The sequence below is a fragment of the Cohnella soli genome (assembly GCF_042655525.1).
GTDB lineage: Bacteria > Bacillota > Bacilli > Paenibacillales > Paenibacillaceae > Cohnella > Cohnella soli.
Genome location: NZ_JBHSMI010000028.1, coordinates 987,649 through 1,003,627, shown reverse-complemented (window position 1 = coordinate 1,003,627; position 15,979 = coordinate 987,649). Strand labels below are relative to the sequence as shown.

The following is a 15,979-nucleotide window of genomic DNA, read 5'->3' as shown; positions in this document are numbered from 1 at the left end:
GAACAGGCGAACCACAGGGCAATCGCCTACGAAGTTAAAGGTTGCGAGGGTATTGTTGGATGGGAATTACTTCGGTTTCGAAAGCAATTCTCTGATCGGAGCCACGTTGGAGAGGGAGTTACTTCGGATTTGAAAGCAATTGGGCGAAACCGCAAACTGAAATCAAGCAGTGATTTCATACTTTCCACAAAAAAATCCGCGCCCCCCACGCGGGAAACGCGGACTATTGAAAAAAAAATCAGAACGCCCAATTGCCTTTGCGGAACACCGGCACGACCGTACCGTCGTCCTGAACGCCGTCGATGTCCATTTCCGCTGAACCGATCATAAAATCGACATGCGCGATACTCGAATTAACGCCCGCTGCCGCAAGCTCCTCCGGAGACATCGTTTTGCCGCCTTCGACGTTAAACGCGTAGCCGCTTCCGATCGCCAGATGGTTCGAAGCGTTCTCATCGAACAGCGTGTTGAAGAACAGCACGTTCGATTGCGAGATAGGGGATTCGTGTGGCACAAGCGCCACTTCGCCCAAGTAATGCGAGCCGTCGTCCGTTGCGACAAGCTGGCGCAAAATATCTTCGCCTTGTTTCGCTTCCGTATGAACGATACGGCCGTTCTCGAACGTCAGCTTAAAGCCGTCGATAATGTTGCCGCCGTAACTCAGCGGTTTCGTGCTCGAGACGTAACCGTCCACGCCCGTTTTCAGCGGTACCGTAAACACTTCTTCAGTCGGCATGTTCGCCATGAAGGAGAAGCCCTTCTCGTTCGTGCTGCTAGCGGCGACCCAAATGTGTTTCTCCGGCAGCTCGATCGACAGCTCCGTGCCCGGCGCGCGATAGAGCAGCTTACGGAATCGCTTCTCGTTCAAATAGTCGCTCTTCGCGTGCAGCGTCTCGTTGTGCCGCTGCCATGCGGCGACCGGATCGGCTTCGTTCAAGCGGACGGATTGGAAAATCGCATCCCATAAGCGGGCGATGGCTGCTTCGTCCGATTCGCTTTCCGGGAACACTTTCGCCGCCCAATCTTTCGTCGATGCGGCAACAACGGTCCAGCTGACTTTATCCGCCTGAATCGCTCGGCGGAATTCCGCGAGCCCTTGGCCAGCCGCCTTCTGATAATTGCCGATGCGAGCCGAATCGATCCCTTTCAGCAAGTCCGGATTTGGGGAAACGATCGAAATAAACGCCGCACCCCTCGATACGAAATCGTTCCGTTTGGCTGTCTCCCATTCCGGAAAACGGTTAAACACGTCTTCTGCCGCTTTCTCGTATTTGAGCCGCGACAATCCTTCGTCAGACCAGTCCACATGCACGTTGGACGCGCCCGCTTCATACGCTTTGGCTGCGACGATTCTGGCCAGTGGAGCCATTTCGATCGAGCACATCATAAAAACTTCTTGTTCTTTCTGAATATTCACGCCCACACGTACGATAAGTTCCGCATACTTCTCCAATTGTTTTTCCCATTCTGCCACGAAAGTCACGCTCTCTTCCCTATGTATATTCGCATGCCGACACTTCACTTGACGCAAAAAACGACAGGCAACCGCAAGCGGCACCTGTCCGGAAATTCGTTTTAAAAATCGATTAACCCTACGCTAATCTGAAGGGCCTCGTCTACTTTGCGCATGGTGTCGTCGTCCAGATGAGTGATTTTGTCCGTCAAGCGTTGCTTGTCGATCGTCCGGATCTGCTCCAGCAAAATGACTGAGTCCCGCTCCATGCCGTGGGTTTTCGCATCAATCTCCACATGGGTCGGGAGCTTCGCTTTCTGAATTTGGGCCGTAATGGCCGCCACGATTACCGTCGGACTGAAGCGGTTGCCGATGTCGTTCTGAATGACGAGCACGGGACGAACGCCCCCTTGCTCCGATCCGACGACCGGCGACAAATCCGCGTAGAACACATCTCCGCGTTTGACGATCAAGGCTACACCCCGCTAACGAGCCGTCCGAGGATACTTTCGGCATCTTCTTCGGCGTGAAAAGCTTCGGATGCCATGTTCAAGTTGATTTTAGCCATTTCCAAATACCCGCGCTGCATCGCGTCGCGTATCAACCGCTTCTTTCGTTCCACCAAGTAATGTTTCATCGCTTGTCGGACGATTTCGCTGCGGTTCGTATTTTCCTTAGCGACGACGAAGTCGACTTCGCGCAGCAAATGATCAGGAAGACTGATCATGATGCGTTTCGTATTGTGTAAATTGGCCACCGAACGGACACCTCCAAAGATTTACCAACGAGCACCTTAATTTCCAGTATGCATGAGCCGACCAATAAATATACGACAATAATAATGTCTGGATGAACCTTCGAAAACTCCGCCTCTTACTTTTCGTGATGAAGAGCGTTCATTCCTGCCTTGCTTGACGAAAAATCCATTTCCATTATGTGCTAATGCGCGCGTGAACTCCCTTTAGATGAGTGCATTCACGACTTGGACAGTAGCGTCATCCTGACGAAACTTCCTTGGTACCCGAGCTGCAATCATACATGTCACTTCGTAGTTGATTGTGCCTAGCCAGGCGGCGATCTCTTCCGCGGAAATCTCCTCGTCGCCTTGTCGGCCGATGAGTACGACTTCCTCACCCGGCGCTATCGGAGGCTCTCCATGCGCAATAGCGTCATCCAGGCGAATCATGCATTGATCCATCGCGATCGTGCCGACGATGGGCACGCGGCGACCGCGGACAAGCGCTTGCGCTTTCCCGCTCAGCATCCGGCTATAGCCGTCCGCGTAACCGATCGGAAGCGTACCGATCAATTCGTTGCCCGTCGTAAAATATCGCGTGCCATAACCGATGCCTTCTCCTGCGGCAAGACTTTTCACGTGCACCACTTGCGTCTTTAAAGCAAGCGCCGGTTCAAGCGTGAGCACCTCAGCGTCCACCTCGTCGCTCGGATACAACCCGTACATGCCGATACCGAGGCGAAGCATCTGCCCGACGTCTTCCGGCAAATCGATGCCGGTCGCGCTGTTGCCGGCGTGAACGATCGGAATGTTGAGGCCTACCTTCTTCGCCGCGCGAACGGCAGTTGCGAAGCGGTCGGCTTGCATGCGCGTATACGCCTTATCTTTCTCGTCCGCCCTCGCGAAGTGAGTGAACATACCTTCCACTTCCAATTGCGAGGTGCCGGCCGCCCGCTGAAGGAACTTCTCCGCATCTGCAGGCAGGACGCCGAGCCGGGCCATCCCTGAATCGATTTTGACATGCGCCCTCAGCCGCCTGCCCTCAACCGGCAGCTGGTCAACCGCATCTAACGTATCTTCCCTGAACACCGTTACGGTAATATCGTTATCTCTAGCGACGTGCAAACCTTCCGGAGGCGTATACCCGAGCACGAGAATGGGAGCGACGATTCCCGCCTCGCGCAATTGCAGCGCTTCGTCCAGAAATGCGACGCCCAAATAATCCGCTCCCGCCGCGACCGCCGCATTAGCGATCTCGACGGCGCCATGCCCGTAACCGTTCGCCTTCACCGAAGCGAGAAGCTTCGTGCCGGCAGCGATTCGCCCGCGAAACGCCCCGATGTTACGCGCGAGGGCGTCGAGCGAAATCTCGGCCACGGTCGGCCGGTAATAACAGTCCACGAAACGCTCACCTACTCTGCTGCGATTGCTAGGGCGTGTCTGACAACCCCTGAGCGGGTTTTCAGATACGCCCTATAATAAAGTAATGTTACCGGGATAGGGGAGCACTGTCAACGATATTCGGGCAGCCAACCTTTTCCTTCCGCCAGCCTTCTTCGTCGTGACGAAGAAGGCCGATCGCGTTGGATCGGCCTCCCTCTTTCCCATGTACCTGATGACTGATTGCCCGTTTACTTGCCGGACGACTGTTCCATCGATTGCGCGATACGAACCATGTCATCCTGATTCAAATCCGCACTGCTTATTCTGTAATCTACGCCGCCGTACGTCCATGTCAGCGTACTGGATTCGCCTCGAGTAAGATGCGCCATCGTAAAGCCCAGATCAAGTACGATGCCTTCGCTAAGCGTGACTGCACGATCTTTGGCGATTGATTCGACGATCGTGAAATCATAGTCTCCGGAATAACGTGCCATAATCCCTTCGTTCTCGCCGAGTTGAACCGTCGTTTGGTCCTTCAAGGTTACGTTTTTCGGCAACGCGTCCGGATCGGGCTCGATGAAGTCTAATGTTGGCACGGCCGCAGGCTGATCCGTAGGCTGCTCCGGCTGTACGGACGTCTCATCGTCTTCGCCTGGCGACGCGCTGGCCGATGCATCAGGTGCAGGAGACGAAGTGGCCCCCGGGCTCGGGCTGCCTTCAGCCGAATGATCGGAAGGTTTGGCGTTCGCTTTCGGCTCAATGCCCATATTTTTGTCCATATCGAAAGCGGATTTATCGAACTTCTTGCCGAAGACGAAAGTATCGAACTTCACATCCACCATCGTCTGTCCGCTCGAGTCCGTCACCTGGACTTGCTTAGGCGCAAGGTTGTCCTGGGACAACCATATTTTCTGGCGGGCGAACGAACCGTTCTGGTAGTTTCCTGCCATGACATCGAATACGTAGTTGTCTTTCTCCGTTGCGAATTGGCGCTGCTCGTCGCGGATGATGCTTTGGGCGAGCGTCTGGAACAAGTACACTTGTCCTTGATTTTCCGGCCATTCGCTTTGGAACCGATAGCTCTTGTTCAATTGCGGCGTAAGCACGAACACGCCTTCGTCATTACGCAGAACGATCTGAGTAATGTCCCTCTTCGCGTTCGTCAGGGCGATGCGATACAACTTCGGCTTCTGATACCATACTTCCACTTTGTACTCGAGCGGCTGCTGCCCTGTATGTAAGGTCATCGTACCGCTGCCTTCATAACTTTCCATTTTACCTACAACCTTGTCCAAATCCTTCACGATCGAATCCGCGTTTTTGCTTCCGCACCCGGTCAGCCAGACGACCGAGAACATAGCGACTACGGCAGCGATCCATGAAATCCGACGACGCATGCGATCCACCCCTCAGCACATTAATAATTCCATGCTTCAATCTATGAGGGGTCTTGGCCGATTATTCGGGCAAGCTTCGGCTTGGACACGTAAAAAGCCAATATTTTTTGGACACGCGATCTTGGGTGTAAAATGATTGTTCGTGTATATTGACAGTTACTATCATTTTATATAAACTCTCATTATCAAATCCCTTACTTGGAAAGGCGGTACTTCAATGAAAAACGCCGACTTGCGGAAATGGTGGATCCTTTTCTCGCTCACCTTCGGTATTCTCGCCGTCAGCTTGGACATGACGATTTTGAACGTGGCACTCCCGACGCTGGCAGCCGATCTTGTCGCTTCGACCGGCCAGTTGCAATGGTTCGCCAATTCTTACAACCTCGTACTTGCTGCGGCGCTGCTGCCCGCAGGCCTGCTCGGAGATCGGTACGGGCGCAAAAAAATGCTGCTCTTCGCCTTGGCGTTGTTCGGCGCAGCTTCGGTCGGGTGCGCGGTCGCGGATTCTTCCGATATGCTTATCGTCATGCGCGCATTCCTCGGCCTTGGCTCCGCGTTCCTGATCCCCCTCTCGATGTCGATCCTCCCGGTTCTGTTCGAAGGTGCGGAACGGGCGAAAGCGATGACGCTATGGGCGATGGCCAACATGCTCGGCATCCCGCTCGGACCGATTGTTGGCGGATGGCTGCTCAAACATTATGAATGGGGCTCGGTCTTCTATATTAATCTGCCGCTTGTTGCCATCGCTCTTTTCGCCGTATCGGCGTTAATGCCGGAATCCCGCAGCAGCGAACGCCCGCGCATCGACTTGTTCGGTATTGTATGCTCAAGCGTCGGGCTGACAGCTTTATCATTCGGCATCATCCGCGGCGGTGAGGAAGGTTGGGGCGATACGACTTCAATCTTCACAATCGTCGCCGGCGCGCTCGGGTTGGCACTATTCGCAATCTGGCAACGGCGCTCGAAACATCCTCTGATCGATCTGTCGCTGTTCAGAATGCCCGGTTTTACTTGGGGAGCCATATTGGCGACGTTGGTTTCTTGCGCGATGTTCGGCTTGCTGTTCGTGCTTCCGCAATTTTTTCAAGCGATCTCCGGCTCCGATTCGTTAGATACCGGATTACGGTTATTGCCGTTGATCGGAGGACTGATCGTCGGCGCGAAAATTGCTGATGCGCTGAACAAAAAAATCGGACTAAAGGTGACCGCCGCGATCGGCTTCGCTTTCCTCTCTGCTGGACTTGCAATCGGCGCCGCGACCGACACGGGAAGCGGCTACGGCTTTGTCGTCATCTGGGTTATCATAGCCGGTCTCGGCCTTGGTCTTGCACTGCCCACCGCGATGAGCGCGGCGCTGGATGTGCTCACCGCAGAACGAAGCGGCGTCGGCTCCGCGCTTATTATGGCGCTCCGTCAAGTCGGCGGCGTCATCGGCGTCGCACTGCTTGGCGCAGCTCTGAACGATGCGTACATCCGGGGGCTTAATTTGGATGGATTGCCTGGCGACATTGCCAGCAAAATTGAAAGAAGCGTTACCTCCGGCATCGCCGTAGCGACCAAATTAAACGCGAACGACTTGCTGAACAACGTCCGGCACTCGTTCGTTAACGGAATGTCTTCCTTGCTGTGGATTTGCGGGGGAATCGCGTTGCTTGGAGCCATTCTGGCGCTAGCGTTCCTGCCTCGCAGAATGTCGTCGTCATCCAACAGCGACATTGCTCTGTAACATTTGGCTCAATTCAACATTCGACGTCGAGTCTGCGAGTTGTCCGGCTTTGAAAAAATCGGTACACTAGGAGGAGAGTGTTAACAAGGGGGGGAATCACGGTGACTTCAGGAGAACGACCGGCAATGGGGTTGCGGGAACGCAAAAAAATCAAGACGAGAGCAGCGATCCAGCAGCATGCCGTGAGACTTATCCGGGAACAAGGCTATCAAGCGACGACGATCGAGCAGATCGCCGAAGCTGCCGACATCTCTCCCAGCACATTTTTCCGCTATTTCTCGACCAAGGAAGCCGTCGTGCTCGAGGATGATTACGATCCGCTTCTCTCACAATATTTCCGAGAGCAACCGAAAGAACTCAGTCCAATACAAGCAATGAGAAACGCCGTCAAATTAGGCACGTCCGCCATACCCGAGGAAGATTTGAAAGCGTTCCGCGAGCGAATGGAGCTGACCTTTTCCGTGCCCGAACTGCGCGCCGCATCCATGAATCAAATGCTGGATACGATGCGCTTGATTTCGGAGCTTGTGGGCGAGCGCGTTGGGGTCGCTGCCGATGACTTGCAGGTCATGACTTTCTCGGGAGCAGTCATCGGCACAATATGGGCGACCCAAATTTACGCGCTTGATCGCCCGAACACCGACTCCTTGTCGCTGATGGAAGAATCGTTAGCCTATCTGGAGAAAGGCTTGCCGATCGCTAAGGGCGATGTTTGATCCTGATGAAAAAAGAGAGCGTTGACGGTCGATAGCCGCCAGCGCTCTCTTATTTTTCTCCCTGCCGCTCCGCCGGGTCGGCCAGCGTCCACATCAGACGAATCGTCGTTCCTATCCCAAGTGACGATTTCACTTCAATCGTTCCGCCCATCGCTTTGAAATCCCTCCATCCGCCCGCGCGTACAGACGATTTGTCTTCGTCAGAATACATTGTAGTGCGTCCGGAAAAGAGGTGATGATCGATGGCAGCAATAAGATCGGCGAATGCCCGCATGACGAAGGAGTCGGCCCGAAAATGGGTTGGAAAACCCGTTCTCATCGAATTGAAGAACGGAAATCGGTATATCGGTTGGGTAGCGGCCGCAGAAAGCGGCAGACTTATCGTATCCGGCCGAAAAATTCCGAATCGCCGTAAACGGGGAACAGCTAAAGTCGGGCGGTACGGCAAAGCTCGAGTATCCGCGTTTCTCCCCGGCATGATAGGCTCAGCATTGGGAGGCGGATCGCTGTTCGGCGGAGGTTTCATGTCCGGGCTCGCTTCCATGCCCGGAGTTCCTTCCATGTTGGCCGGCGGCTCCCTATTCGGCAAGCAGGGCAAAAACCCTGCCCCCGCCGCGGCCCCGACCGATCCCGCCGGGTCGGCAGCTGCTGGCGCCAGCGCCGCAGGCGGCGCCGGGTTCGGAGACTTCCTGAACATGATGGGTAAGGCGTTGCCGATGATGAAAATGGGCTACGGCATGATCAAGACCATCATGCCGATGATGCAGGGGCTGGGGGGTTAATGCACTGTCAACTTTCCGAACCTGCGAAAAACGCCGTTCCGGGGCTCAGTTGCCCGGAACGGCGTTTTCGTAATCAACTCTCTCAATCGAATCCTCTCTTGTAAAAGAGCGCAATCGAACCTTTTGCGCACCAGAGCGCGAACACCGTAAACAGCACCGCCCAGAAAATCGCCGGAACGTGTGTCGCCTGGCTCAGATTCGATGCATCTCCCGCAGAGCCTCCGCCTTGCAATGCAGCCGATAGCACGATAATCGAGCTAATGACCGACTCGACCAGGCAAATAAACGCGATGAGAAAATAATAGCCTTTGATTAAGCCGGGCTTGGACAAATAATAGACAACGATCGTAGCCGCAGCAAAGCCGCCGCACCACCACATACCGTAGCCGTTCCGGACGAACAGCGCCAAGCCTAGTAAAGCGACGACCGCGATTACGATCAGCCCTGCCTTCTCCTTCCGCTTCGAGTGCAAGTAGAATAGAAGGAGGGCGAACAACGCCGAGCCGAAATACCCCGCAAGCGAGATCGGCACCGCTTTCCATGCGGTCGTGTAAGTCGACAACGTGACACCGCTCTGATCAGCGTATAAGTGGATATACCTCACTTCGCCGGACAGCGCAAGCGTAACTAGCGCATGCGATAGCTCGTGCACGAGCGTGTCCACATTGCGGAAAAACGCCGAAAATGGAATGTATCTCGTCAAGAACGCCGTAATGGCAAGAAATACGGCCGTTTTCACCCAAGCACGAATAACGACAGCCCCTCTCCAATGGAATCGGTATGATTATACCATTGGAAACGAGGCTGTATAGTAGACATGTCGATTACGGCAGCTCGATCGCCACTTCGCGTCTTGCATCCGCAGAACGGAGGACGCCGTCGATAATCGCCTGCTGGATCAAAATTTGCTCGCCCGGAATCGGAGCCGGACGTCCGTCGCGCACCGCTTCGGCGAAATCCCGCACTTTCTCATCGAACAGGTTCAACTTATGCTCGATAAGCGGAATCGCCGTATGCGTATGGCCGCCGTATTCGTCGTGGAACAACGTCATCGAACCGATCGAGCCGTCCCATACGCCCGACCACGGGCCACTGCCGGCCGACGTGATTTTGAGACCTGCATCCGTTCCCAGGAACATCGTCGCACCGAGCGTATCCATGTGCATCGCCCAGGAAATTTTGAAGTTCAGAACGAGATCGTTCTCGAAGCGGACCATCGCCGTGCCGAAATCTTCGACTTCGAACTTGCTCGCTTCTCCGTGGTATTTCGGATTCGTACCGAAATGGTTCGACGTAAACGCCGATACGGTCAACGGACGCGGATAACCCATTGCATTAAGCGCCATGTCGAGCGAGTAACAGCCGATATCGGCCATCGCCCCCGCGCCGGCGAGCTTCTTGCTAATGAACGTGCCGCCCGGCATGCCGCGACGGCGTCCGCCGCCCGTCTCCGCATAATATACATTACCGAGACGTCCTGATTGGACGATTTCCTGAAGCAGCTTCATATTCGGGTCATAGCGGGGCTGGAAACCGATAGTCAGCATATTGCCCGTCTCGCGAGCGGCTTGCGTCATCTCGAGCGCTTCTTCGAACGTGACCGACATCGGCTTCTCGAGCAGCACTTGTTTGCCAGCTCTTAGCGAATCTACAGTCGTCCGATGGTGGGACACGTTCGGCGTGCAGATGCTGACGCCGTCCAGATCTTGTTTGAGCAAATCCAGGTGGCTGTCGTATGCAGCCGTCTCCGTCAACTGCTCGGCCTCTACGAATTGGCCCGCCTTGCCGGGAATAACGTCGGCTACAGCGACGATGTCCACGAACGGAAGTTTGCGATACGCCGCAACGTGCGCCCTTGCGATGCCACCGCTGCCGATAATGCCGATTTTGAGTCTTTTACTCATCTGATTCGCCTTCTCTCTGCTGGAATAATTGCGATTGAATAGTTACTTCACGTCTCCCGCGTGCTGGCGTCGGTATACGTTCGGCGTTAAGTTGAACTTACTCTTGAACACAGGATACAAATAATTCGGATTCGCGAAACCATGTTTAATGGCGATCTCCTCAATCGGCAGAACGGTATGAACAAGGTCCGCGCATATTCCGTTCAGCCGCACGTGCTCCAAATATTCCCCGAACGTCGTTTGTCCTTCGCTCCGGAAAATACGCTGCAGCTGTCTCGGACTGATGTGAATCGTTTCCGCTACCTGTTCCAAGGAAATCGGCAAGCCCTCGTTGTCTTGAATGTATTGGGTCGCTAGTTGATAACGGTGGAACTGCATGTCCCTTACGGGAATTTCCGATTTGCCGTTCGTCGAGTCCAGCACTCGAACCGTCCGCAGCAAGATTTGTACGATCGCTTGCTTCAGCAACGTATAGAAACCCGACGGCTGCTCTTCCCCGAACCGATAAGCGTCTAGAAACGAGCTCATCGCATGAAATCGATCGACAAGCGGTGCAAGCGGCAGCCTGCCGAGCGTTTCAAAGCAGTTCTGCGCTTCTTCCGCTTCTAGCGAATCTCCCCATCCGTCTGAAGAATTTACATCTTCGTTTAACGGCACGATGTCCAGATGGAGGCATAGCTCGTGCATCGGATCTTCGGAGTCGGACTCCTGGTAATGAACAAGATCAGGTCCCGTTAAATAAAACAGCCCTTCATGAAGATCAAACGTCTGGTCGACAAGAATGACTTTGCCTTTGCCTTTGGCAATATAATGAAACTCGTATTCCGAATGTTTATGAAAATTGATAATTTGTCCCGGCGGAAAAGCGGCCAAATGGCACTTCAGCACGCGAATGCCATAGTTGCCCCACCGAAACTTGAGATCTAGCCGATCGAGCGTATCCATGCGATTAAGCATGCGGGCGTACGGGAACGGACCGGCGCCGCTTGCCGATTTGCCTGCTTGTTTCCTCGCTGCGCCGCTTGCCGTCTCCGTCCCCATCGCTTTACCCCTTTCTTACGCCAGTTCATCGATCCGGATCGGACGACCTTCCGCCACGGAACGGTTGGAAGCTTCCATTAGACGGGTCAGATCGGATGCCAGCTCGATGTTGTACGTCGCTTCCGTGTCATTCAAAATATGCCCTACCCATTGGGTGAACGCCATTGGCTGCGAGTCCTCAATTTTAATCTTTTCCCATTGGTCGCTGCCGAGATTGGAACGATAGACGCCTTCCTCATTCGGGAATCCATACAACAGGCTGCCTTCGGTGCCGTGCAGCTCGACCGAGTACGGCGAATGCGCGTTCACAAAACCCGCTTCTACGATGCCAAGCGCACCGTTCTCGTAGCGAAGAACGGACACAGCATTATCTTCGACTTCTCTCCCGGTCACGTACCCGTAGTTCGCGCTTACGCTCTCCGGCATGCCGAGAAAATGACGAACGAGATACATCGGGTGGCAGCCGAGGTCGATCAACGCGCCTCCGGCCGTCTGCTCTTTATTATAGAAATGTGCCGGCAACCAGTTCGCGGTCGCCCCGTTATGGGACAATCTGACCCGCGCCATCGTCAGCGTGCCAAGCTTGCCGTCTTGTACGATCTGGGCAATCGCCTGTGTGGACCCGAAGTTCAGTCTCGGCAATGATACGGTCAATTTAACGCCTGCTTCGCGAACCGCCGCAACGATATCCCGCACTTCGCTATCGGTAGGCGCTACGACTTTTTCCGTGAATATATGTTTGCCGGCACGTGCCGCCTTCAGCATCACTTCGTGATGGATGTTCGTCGGTGCGTCAACGATGACAGCGTCGATGTCCTGCGCAAACAGCTCATCCAATGAGGAGAAATAAGGAACGCCGTACTCGGCTGCCTTCTCTTTGCCTCTTTCCTCATTCTCGTCCCATATCGCTGCAAGCTCCGTGTTCGGATTCTCCAGCGCGTACCCTGTATATTCGTCCGCATGCACGTGCCAATAGCTGATTTTTCCAATGCGAATCAAGGCGTATCCCCCTCAGTCAGTTACTTAAAATATACGACAACAATTACAGATTACACAACTTGAATGCAGTATATAATGAGTTTACGTGCCATATAAACTATAAAAATGCGACATTAATTACAAGGGGATTCCCTCATCTTGCTTGACGCCCCCGAGAAGAGATACGATAGCGATAACGAAATAAAAGAAGGAGTCCCCTCAATGACAACACATGTGACTGATCAATATAAAACTCGCATCAAACACGCCATCGAGACGTTTGCCCCTCGGCTAACCGAGATTGCATCTTATATCGGAGCCCATCCGGAGCTCGGGCATGAAGAGAAATTAGCTTCCGCTTTGCTGGCCGGAGAACTGGAGAAGCACGGCTACCGCGTGGAACGGGCAGTTCTCGGACTGGAGACGGCTTTTATCGCCGAATATGGCACAGCAGGGAGCGGCCCGATCATCGGGTTGCTCGCAGAGTACGATGCGTTGCCGGATATTGGGCACGCGTGCGGTCATCACTTGATCTGCACGATGGCGCTCGGAGCCGCAGCAGGATTGAAAGCGATCGTTGATGAGACGGGCGGTATCATTCGTGTATACGGCACGCCTGCCGAAGAGACGAAAGGCGCGAAAATCGACATGGCCGCCGCCGGCTTGTTCGATGATTGCGATATTGCCATCATGGCCCATCCTTATTGCCAGTTTGAGAAATCCGGCTCTTCGCTGGCGATCGATGCGCTCCAGTTCGAATTCCACGGCAAAGCCGCGCACGCCGCAGCCAATCCAGCCGACGGCATCAACGCGCTGGACGCCGTCATACTGCTATTCAATGCCGTGAACGCCTTACGGCAGCAAACGAAAGACGAGGCCCGAATCCACGGTATCGTCTCGAATGGCGGGCAAGCGCCTAATATTATTCCGGATTACGCATCGGCTCAATTTTATGTGCGGGCGGCTTCCCGCGCTTATACCGACGAATTGGCCCGTAAAGTAACGGCATGCGCCGAAGCAGCCGCCGCGGCGACAGGTTGCAAGGTAACGGTCAGCAACTATGAATATTCTTACGACGAATTGCGGACGAACGAGCCGCTGTCCGCAGCATTCACCGCTAATTTGATCGCAAACGGCATCCCGGAAAATGAAATCGCGCACGCGAACGACCACGGATCGCTCGATCTTGGCAACGTCAGCTTGCGCTGTCCCGCCGCCCACCCGTTCGTACAAGTCGTCGGCGAACCGTTCCAACTGCACACGGTCGAGTTCCGCGACTCTGCGCAACAGCCCCGCGCATACGAAGGAATGGCATTCGGCGCAACGATGCTAGCCTACACGGCATGTGACGTGCTGACGGACCGCGACCTGCTCGCACGCATTAAAGAGGATTTCGCTAAAACGGTCGGCGGGAAATAACCCGCTTGACCGTTTCTTTCGTTTCATTGACTGATATTAACGAATCGATAATAGTTGGATAACATTTGTGATAAAATAAAACAAACCATCCTTTATCATTTCACTCTAGAGGTGTTCCCCTTGTCCGTTGAAGAAAGGCATAAGATACTGCTGCAAATTTTGCAGAACAAGAAAAACGTCACCATTCACGAATTGAAATCGTCGCTTGAAGTATCCGAACCGACGATTCGCAACGATCTGCGTTTCCTTGAATCGCAAGGCAAGCTTCAACGGACGCACGGCGGTGCCATACCGTCGGTCAGGCAGGATGAAATCCCGTACAGCGAACGCTCCGGGGTTCGCTATAACGAGAAAGAGCGTATCGGCAAAGCCGCCGCCGAATGGATCAACCCTGGCGAAACCGTCTTTCTTGACGCCGGATCAACCATTATGGCGCTAGCGAAACAATTGCCGGACAACCTTGCGTTCAACGCCGTGACGGCGGCACTCCATATCGCTATGGAAGCGGACAAACGGCGGGATGTGTTCGTGCACCTGATCGGCGGCATGCTTCAGTCTTCGCTTCAGGAAGTCGTCGGACCGAAAGCCGTGCAGTCCATTAAGGAAATCCGCGCCCATAAAGTATTCCTCAGCATCAGCGGACTCGATTTGCACACAGGAGCCACCGAGAATCACGTGTTGTCCGCCGAAGTCAAGAAAGCGATGGTGGAGGCGTCGGAGCAAGTGATCGTACTGGCCGATTCCGACAAAATGGGCAAGGTCTGCTTCGCCGACATCATCCCCCTCGAGCGTATCGATACGCTTATTACCGATGAGGGACTAAAGCCGGAATACCGACAAGCGCTTGCCGCGAAAGGGGTCCGAGTCGTTATCGCCTAGACTGTCCCCTAAGGTCCGTCCGACTGTTGACACTCTCTTTGGTACTCGATTAATATTGTTTCGATAAACATATTATCGTTTCGATAATTTTGAAGGGCGTGAGAAGAATGACGACAGCTGCCAAACAGCGAATGACCTCCCCCACATTCATTGGCGTCGATATCGGCACGCAGGGCGTCCGAGCTATGCTGATGGGCGAGAATGGCAATCTGTTGTTCTCCGCTAAACACAATTTCGCCTGGACAGACAACCGCAACGAACAAAACCCCGAGCAATGGTGGAGCGGGGTCGTTAGCGTGCTGCGCCAATTGAGCAGTGCCTTCTCGCAAAACGATTTGGACCGTATTCAGGCAATTGCTGTGACCTCCACTTCCGGCACCGTCATTCCATTGGACCGCAATTATGAGCCTCTTCATCCGGCTCTCATGTACAGCGACAATCGAGCTGTGCAGGAAGCAGCCCTGTGCGCAGAGGTGTCCGGGCAGCCGTATAACGCCTCATTCGGCTTACCCAAGATGGTATGGTTCCATCGGCAGTATCCCGAACAAGCGGAGCAAATCCGGTTATGGTGCCACGCCGTTGACTATATAACAGGAAAACTGAGCGGCGAGTGGGGAATCGCAGACTATACGAGCGCGCTTAAGAGCGGTTACGATCTTGAACGGGACAGGTGGCCCGCTTATGTAACCGATGCTTTGCCTATACATCCCAGCCAACTCCCGAAGGCAGTCGCATCCGGGACAATAATAGGCCGCCTGGATCGCGATGTGTGCGAGCTTACCGGCCTGCCGCAGACGATCCGGGTCGTAACCGGAATGACGGACGGCTGCGCTTCGCAGATCGCATCGGGTTGTTCCGAACCGGGCCACTGGAATACGACGATCGGCACGACGTTGGTCGTCAAAGGACTGACGCGCAGTCCGGTGTACGATCCGCTTGGGCGAATCTATAACCACAAACATCCAGACGGATGGTGGATGCCAGGTGGCGCAAGCAATACGGGAGCCGACTGGATTTCCCGCGATTTCAGCGGATGCGATCTCCGCGAGCTAGACGAGCAAGCCGAGCAGTGGCTGCCTACCCCTTGGATCAGTTACGCTTTGACTCAGAAGGGGGAACGTTTCCCGTTCCTGAATCCCGACGCTCGCGGATTTGACGCGCAGGGATTGACGGATGTGCAAACGTACGCTTCACGGCTGGAAAGCGTGGCCTACATGGAGAAGCTGTCTTACGACACGATCGAAGCGCTGTCGTCCGAGCACATCCATCACGTCTACACGGCCGGCGGCGGCAGCGCCAGCAACATCTGGCTGGCGATCCGCAGCAGCGTCCTCGGAAAGCCAATCTACAAAATGAAACATGTGGAAGGGGCCGTCGGTGCTGCCATGCTGGCCGCCTCTGCAACCGAATTCCAATCGCTCGGCGAGGCCGTTCGGCGTATGAGCATCATTGACAAATACGTTGAGCCAGGACCTTGGCAGCAGGCGTACGAGGAGCAATATGAACGATTCAAGCAACTGCTGCGCGAAAAAGGCTATCTGAAATGATTTTCCGAAGCGGATGCC

General features: G+C 54.5%; 16 protein-coding genes. 6 read left to right on the top strand and 10 right to left on the bottom strand.

Going from position 1 to position 15,979, the window contains the following annotated elements; genetic code table 11:
• Positions 1–238: 238 nt before the first annotated feature.
• The 5 genes from ACFPOF_RS20260 to ACFPOF_RS20240 all read right to left on the bottom strand — a co-directional run bounded on the left by ACFPOF_RS20260 (position 239) and on the right by ACFPOF_RS20240 (position 4,969).
• The gene (locus tag ACFPOF_RS20260) at positions 239–1,474 is read right to left on the bottom strand and encodes an aminopeptidase (protein WP_378135958.1); all 1,236 of its coding nucleotides are present in this window, start codon (positions 1,472–1,474) and stop codon (positions 239–241) included.
• Between the two features lie 101 nt (positions 1,475–1,575).
• On the bottom strand, positions 1,576–1,926 hold the full coding sequence (locus ACFPOF_RS20255) for a type II toxin-antitoxin system PemK/MazF family toxin (protein WP_378135956.1): 351 nt from the start codon (positions 1,924–1,926) through the stop codon (positions 1,576–1,578).
• 2 nt (positions 1,927–1,928) lie between these two features.
• Positions 1,929–2,210: a CopG family ribbon-helix-helix protein gene (locus tag ACFPOF_RS20250; protein ID WP_378135954.1), complete on the bottom strand. Its 282-nt coding sequence runs from the start codon at positions 2,208–2,210 to the stop codon at positions 1,929–1,931.
• Between the two features lie 204 nt (positions 2,211–2,414).
• Positions 2,415–3,590 carry an alanine racemase gene (gene alr, locus ACFPOF_RS20245; protein WP_378135952.1) on the bottom strand — a complete coding sequence of 392 codons (1,176 nt, stop codon included), beginning with the start codon at positions 3,588–3,590 and terminating at the stop codon, positions 2,415–2,417.
• Positions 3,591–3,820: 230 nt separating this feature from the next.
• Positions 3,821–4,969 (bottom strand): DUF4367 domain-containing protein, encoded by a 1,149-nt coding sequence (locus tag ACFPOF_RS20240; RefSeq protein ID WP_378135950.1) that lies wholly within the window; start codon positions 4,967–4,969, stop codon positions 3,821–3,823.
• 217 nt (positions 4,970–5,186) lie between these two features.
• On the opposite strand from ACFPOF_RS20240, the gene ACFPOF_RS20235 reads away from it, so the two are divergent.
• Positions 5,187–6,695, top strand: coding sequence for a DHA2 family efflux MFS transporter permease subunit (locus ACFPOF_RS20235; RefSeq protein WP_378135948.1), 1,509 nt, complete (start codon positions 5,187–5,189; stop codon positions 6,693–6,695).
• Between the two features lie 101 nt (positions 6,696–6,796).
• The gene (locus tag ACFPOF_RS20230) at positions 6,797–7,411 is read left to right on the top strand and encodes an acyl-CoA-like ligand-binding transcription factor (RefSeq protein ID WP_378135946.1); all 615 of its coding nucleotides are present in this window, start codon (positions 6,797–6,799) and stop codon (positions 7,409–7,411) included.
• Positions 7,412–7,460: 49 nt separating this feature from the next.
• On the opposite strand, the gene ACFPOF_RS20225 is transcribed toward ACFPOF_RS20230, so the two are convergent.
• Complete coding sequence (locus ACFPOF_RS20225) at positions 7,461–7,622, bottom strand: hypothetical protein (RefSeq protein WP_378135944.1); 162 nt, start codon at positions 7,620–7,622, stop codon at positions 7,461–7,463.
• Between the two features lie 31 nt (positions 7,623–7,653).
• Here ACFPOF_RS20225 and ACFPOF_RS20220 point away from each other — a divergent pair, with 31 nt between their 5' ends.
• Entirely contained in the window at positions 7,654–8,193 is a 540-nt protein-coding gene (locus ACFPOF_RS20220) for a hypothetical protein (protein ID WP_378135943.1), read from the top strand.
• 82 nt (positions 8,194–8,275) lie between these two features.
• On the opposite strand, the gene ACFPOF_RS20215 is transcribed toward ACFPOF_RS20220, so the two are convergent.
• The 4 genes from ACFPOF_RS20215 to ACFPOF_RS20200 form a co-directional block, all read right to left on the bottom strand.
• On the bottom strand, positions 8,276–8,932 hold the full coding sequence (locus tag ACFPOF_RS20215; protein ID WP_378135941.1) for a M50 family metallopeptidase: 657 nt from the start codon (positions 8,930–8,932) through the stop codon (positions 8,276–8,278).
• A gap of 85 nt (positions 8,933–9,017) precedes the next feature.
• Entirely contained in the window at positions 9,018–10,097 is a 1,080-nt protein-coding gene (locus ACFPOF_RS20210; RefSeq protein ID WP_378135939.1) for a Gfo/Idh/MocA family protein, read from the bottom strand.
• Between the two features lie 42 nt (positions 10,098–10,139).
• On the bottom strand, positions 10,140–11,138 hold the full coding sequence (locus ACFPOF_RS20205; RefSeq protein WP_378135937.1) for a helix-turn-helix domain-containing protein: 999 nt from the start codon (positions 11,136–11,138) through the stop codon (positions 10,140–10,142).
• Between the two features lie 15 nt (positions 11,139–11,153).
• Positions 11,154–12,137 carry a Gfo/Idh/MocA family protein gene (locus ACFPOF_RS20200; protein ID WP_378135935.1) on the bottom strand — a complete coding sequence of 328 codons (984 nt, stop codon included), beginning with the start codon at positions 12,135–12,137 and terminating at the stop codon, positions 11,154–11,156.
• A 201-nt stretch (positions 12,138–12,338) separates the two neighbouring features.
• Here ACFPOF_RS20200 and ACFPOF_RS20195 point away from each other — a divergent pair, with 201 nt between their 5' ends.
• From ACFPOF_RS20195 to ACFPOF_RS20185, 3 genes are all read left to right on the top strand, one after another.
• Positions 12,339–13,535: a M20 family metallopeptidase gene (locus ACFPOF_RS20195; RefSeq protein WP_378135933.1), complete on the top strand. Its 1,197-nt coding sequence runs from the start codon at positions 12,339–12,341 to the stop codon at positions 13,533–13,535.
• 120 nt (positions 13,536–13,655) lie between these two features.
• The gene (locus ACFPOF_RS20190) at positions 13,656–14,414 is read left to right on the top strand and encodes a DeoR/GlpR family DNA-binding transcription regulator (protein WP_378135932.1); all 759 of its coding nucleotides are present in this window, start codon (positions 13,656–13,658) and stop codon (positions 14,412–14,414) included.
• A gap of 107 nt (positions 14,415–14,521) precedes the next feature.
• Positions 14,522–15,961, top strand: coding sequence for an FGGY-family carbohydrate kinase (locus ACFPOF_RS20185; RefSeq protein WP_378135930.1), 1,440 nt, complete (start codon positions 14,522–14,524; stop codon positions 15,959–15,961).
• Positions 15,962–15,979 lie beyond the last annotated feature (18 nt).